Consider the following 4,040-nt stretch of genomic DNA (forward strand, 5'->3'; position numbering starts at 1 on the left):
CCCCAGGCCTGCCCCGCCCGGGCACAGCTCGCCCGTCTCAGCCCCCCCGAATACAGCCGACCCGACACACTCCGCCCGACACACTCCGCCTGACACAAGGAGCCATCGCAGATGAACCTATCCGAAAAACTGGCGCTGGCCGTGATGCACCGCATGGATCCAGAAGCCGCACATGGCCTGTCGATCCAGGCGCTGAAAGCCGGGCTGACGCCGCGCCCCGGTCCGGTCACCTCACGGCGTCTGCAGACAGAGATTGCCGGCCTCAGCCTGCCCAATCCCGTCGGTCTGGCGGCCGGGTTCGACAAGAACGCCGAGGCACTGGCGCCGCTCTGCGACGCGGGGTTTGGCTTTATCGAGGTCGGCGCGGCGACGCCACGCCCGCAGCCCGGCAACCCCAGACCGCGCCTGTTCCGCCTGCGCGAGGACCGGGCCGCGATCAATCGTTTTGGCTTCAACAATCAGGGCATGGAGGCCATCGGCAACCGGCTCGCAACCCGTCCCACCGGCCGGGTGATCGGCCTGAACCTCGGGGCCAACAAGGACAGCGCCGATCGCGCGCTGGATTTCGCCAAAGTGCTGAGCCATTGCGGTGCGCATCTGGATTTTGCCACCGTCAACGTCTCCTCTCCCAACACCGAAAAACTGCGGGACCTGCAGGGCAAGGCGGCGCTGTCTGCGCTTCTGTCCGGTGTGATGGAGGCGCGCGCCGGGCTGTCGCGCCAGATCCCGGTGTTCCTGAAGATCGCTCCGGATCTCGATCAGGCCGGGCTGGACGATATCGCCGCCGTGGCGCTGGACAGCGGGATCGACGCGGTGGTCGCGACCAACACCACCCTGGCTCGCGTTGGCCTGCACAGCCAGCACCAGGTCGAGATGGGCGGCCTCTCCGGCGCGCCGCTGTTTCAATCCTCGACGCGGATCCTGGCGCAACTGTCCGAACGGCTGGACGGCCGCGTGCCGATCATCGGCGTCGGCGGCATCGCCTCGGCGCAGGACGCCTATACCAAGATCCAGGCCGGGGCGAGCGCGGTTCAATTCTATACCGCGCTGGTCTATGGCGGCCTGTCGCTGGCGGTCGAGATCGCATCGGGCCTCGACCAGCTGTTGGCCCGCGACGGGTTCGACACGGTGGCCGCAGCGGTCGGCAGCGCCAGATCCGATTGGCTCTGACCGCAGCCAACGCCGCCGACCCGATCCGCGCCAGCGTGGCCGCGCGGGCCAGGTTCAGCACCATCAACGCCAGCCAAAGCCCATGGTTGCCAAACACCGGCACACAGACCACCAGTGCCAGCACATAGATCACAACCGACTGGATCATCGCGATGCGCATGTCCCGCGTCCAGGTGGCCCCGATATAGATCCCATCCAGCATATAGCTCGCGACGCTGATCAGCGGGCCAAGCGCCACCCAGATCAGGTAGCTGCGGGCCACCGCGCGCACCTCCGGCGCGGTGGTCATCAGGTCGATCACCATCGGCCCGAAGATCCAGAACCCCAGCGACAGCAAAAGCGCGAACCCGATGCCCCAGTGGCTCGACACGCGCACCGCGCGCCGCAGCCGTTGCGGATCGCGCGCCCCCACGGCGCCGCCAACCAGCGCTTCGGCGCTGAAAGCAAACCCATCAAGCGCAAAGGCGGTGATCTCCAGGAACTGGATCAGCACCTGATTGGCAGCCAGCGTCACATCGCCCAGATCCGCCGCCAGGAACAAAAAGGTGGTAAAGGACACCGTCAGCAAGACCGAACGGACCATGATGTCGCCATTCACCTGCATCATCCGCCGCAGCCGCGCCCGGTCAAAGATGCGGTTCCAGTCATGCCATTGCTTGCCACCAAAGGCCGACCCGCAGAGCCAGAGCCCCAGCAACAGCCCGCTCCATTCCGCGATCAGCGTCGCCGTGGCCACCCCCTGCACGCCCCAGTCCAGACCGAGCACGAACCACAGATCCAGCAGGATGTTGAGCCCGTTCATCCAGACCTGCAGCAGCACGACGCCCCGCGTGCGCTCCATCGCGATCAGCCATCCCGTCACCGCATAAAGCGCGATCGTGGCCGGCGCGCCCCAGATGCGGATTTCCAGATATTGCCGCGCCAGGCCTTCCACCTCGGCGCTGGCCGGGGCCAGCGCGAAGGCGCCCCAGAACACCAGCGCCTGCGCCGCGATAAAAAACAGCCCCGCCGCCCCGGCGAGGAGCAGCCCCCGCATCAGCAGGGCACCGGTTTCGGCGGTATCGCCGGCCCCGCGCGCCTGGGCGGCGAGGCCGGTGGTGCCCATCCGCAGGAAACCAAACACCCAATAAAGGGTCGACAGGATCACCGCCCCGATGCCAACCGCCCCGATGGGCGCCGCCTGACCCAGCTGCCCGACCACACCGGTATCAATGGCCCCCAGGATCGGCACCGTGGCGTTGGACAGCACAATGGGCAGCGCGATTTTCAGCACCCGCGCATGGGTGATCGGCCCGTGGCTCTCTGTCATGGGTCGGTCCTTTGTACGACGTCAGCCTTCGGCTGCGCGCTCCTGCGGCATCAGGAAATGCCCGGTCGCCTGGGCAAAGAGTTTGTCTTTGTGATCCTGCCAGGCCTCCACATGGACCGAGGCATAGCGACGGCCCGACCGGTTCACCGTGGCGCGCGCGTAGCTGTCGCGCGGCAGGCCGGACCGCAGGTAGTCGACGGTGAAATCAATGGTCTTGGGCAGCCGGGGCATCTGGCCTGCGGTCATGGCCTCCACCTCCAGCGCGCCGGATTCGAACTGCGGCCAGATGTGGAACCATTGCAGCGTGATCACGGCCGTCACCTCGAGAAAGGCCGCCGTGGCGCCGCCATGCACCGCCGGCAGCATCGGGTTGCCGATCAGCGCGTCGTGAAAATGCATGGTCGAGGTCAGCTCATCGCCGCGCCGCTCGAAGGTGATGCCGAGAAACCCGATATAGGGCACCGATTCGACCAGCGCGCTGAGCGCCGCGTCGCGCCGTTGTTTGATCACCTGGACGGGTTCGGGCTTGGCACGGCTCATGGCTTGCTCTCCACCGTAAAGGCGCCGGAAGCGGTTGCCACGGGCGTGTCGGTCGCATCATCGGTGGCCACCGCGCGCACAAAGGCCACGTTGCGGGTGACGTGGTGGCAGGTGGCAGTGGTGCGGATGGTCTGCCCCGGAGTCGCGCCGCGCATATAGTCGATGCGCAGATCAATCGTCGCGGTGCTGGAGGGCGCGCTGGGGTGGCTCATCACCGCCGCGCCACAACAGGTATCCATCAGCGCCGACACCGCCCCGCCATGAATGACCCCGGTTTCGGGATCCCCGATCAGTTTGGTGTCATAGGGCATCAGGATCACCGCCCGTCCTTCGCCGATTTCCGTCAGCTCCATCCCCAAGGCCGCGGAATGCGGAATTGCTTCGATGAACTGGCGTGCCAGCTGAGTCTTGTCTGCCATGGGATGCTCCTTGCCTGACTGCCCCATTTATTCCGTCCAGCCCGGCAAAGCGCAAGGGCTGCAAAACTGCCAGTTGCACCGCTCGGTTCACTTCCTTAGGTTGCAGCCCAAGGGAGGACGTGGATGACCGAAGCACGACTGTCATTCAAGGAGATGTGCGCACGCTTTGACGTGACGCCGCGCACCTTGCGCTATTACGAATACATCGAGCTGTTGCAGCCCGAGCGTCAGGGCCGTTCGCGTTTCTACAGCGCCCGGGACGTTGCCCGGATGAAGCTGATCCTGCGCGGGCGCAAATTCGGGTTTCAGCTCGAAGAGATCCGCCAATGGCTGCTGATCTACGAAAACGAAGGCAACGAGGCGCAGAATCGCGCCTTTGTCGAAATGGCCGACCGGCAGCTCAAGGAGCTGCAGGCCCAGCGTCAGCAGATCGACGAGGCAATGGACGAGCTGGGGGACCTGCGCCGGGTGACTCTGGGGTTGCTCAACTGAACTGACCGGCAAAAACCAGCCGGATCGGCGGCTGGCACTGCTCCGGTTTCCGCCGAGTGCCGGGGGCTGCGGCAGGTTTCTGCCCGCCCCTCCGCAGCGCCCCGGCACTC

4 protein-coding genes and 1 pseudogene are annotated in these 4,040 nt (G+C 66.1%); 2 read left to right on the forward strand and 3 right to left on the reverse strand.

What is annotated here, in order from left to right; genetic code table 11:
• The first annotated feature begins 111 nt into the window (after positions 1-111).
• Positions 112-1,170, forward strand: coding sequence for a quinone-dependent dihydroorotate dehydrogenase (locus TRIHO_RS19840; protein WP_068247957.1), 1,059 nt, complete (start codon positions 112-114; stop codon positions 1,168-1,170).
• 31 nt (positions 1,171-1,201) lie between these two features.
• Here TRIHO_RS19840 and TRIHO_RS19845 read toward each other — a convergent pair.
• From TRIHO_RS19845 to TRIHO_RS19855, 3 genes and pseudogenes are all read right to left on the reverse strand, one after another.
• A pseudogene (locus tag TRIHO_RS19845) lies at positions 1,202-2,479 on the reverse strand (MATE family efflux transporter); the annotation flags it as partial.
• Between the two features lie 21 nt (positions 2,480-2,500).
• A complete protein-coding gene (locus TRIHO_RS19850; RefSeq protein WP_068247959.1) occupies positions 2,501-3,019 on the reverse strand; it encodes a PaaI family thioesterase in 519 nt (172 codons plus the stop codon).
• Positions 3,016-3,438: a PaaI family thioesterase gene (locus TRIHO_RS19855; protein WP_068247962.1), complete on the reverse strand. Its 423-nt coding sequence runs from the start codon at positions 3,436-3,438 to the stop codon at positions 3,016-3,018. The genes TRIHO_RS19850 and TRIHO_RS19855 overlap by 4 nt, the downstream gene beginning before the upstream one ends.
• A 123-nt stretch (positions 3,439-3,561) precedes the next feature.
• Between TRIHO_RS19855 and TRIHO_RS19860 the strand changes: the two genes are divergently transcribed.
• On the forward strand, positions 3,562-3,930 hold the full coding sequence (locus tag TRIHO_RS19860) for a MerR family transcriptional regulator (RefSeq protein ID WP_068247965.1): 369 nt from the start codon (positions 3,562-3,564) through the stop codon (positions 3,928-3,930).
• Positions 3,931-4,040 lie beyond the last annotated feature (110 nt).

Source organism: Tritonibacter horizontis (assembly GCF_001518015.1).
Lineage (GTDB): Bacteria > Pseudomonadota > Alphaproteobacteria > Rhodobacterales > Rhodobacteraceae > Epibacterium > Epibacterium horizontis.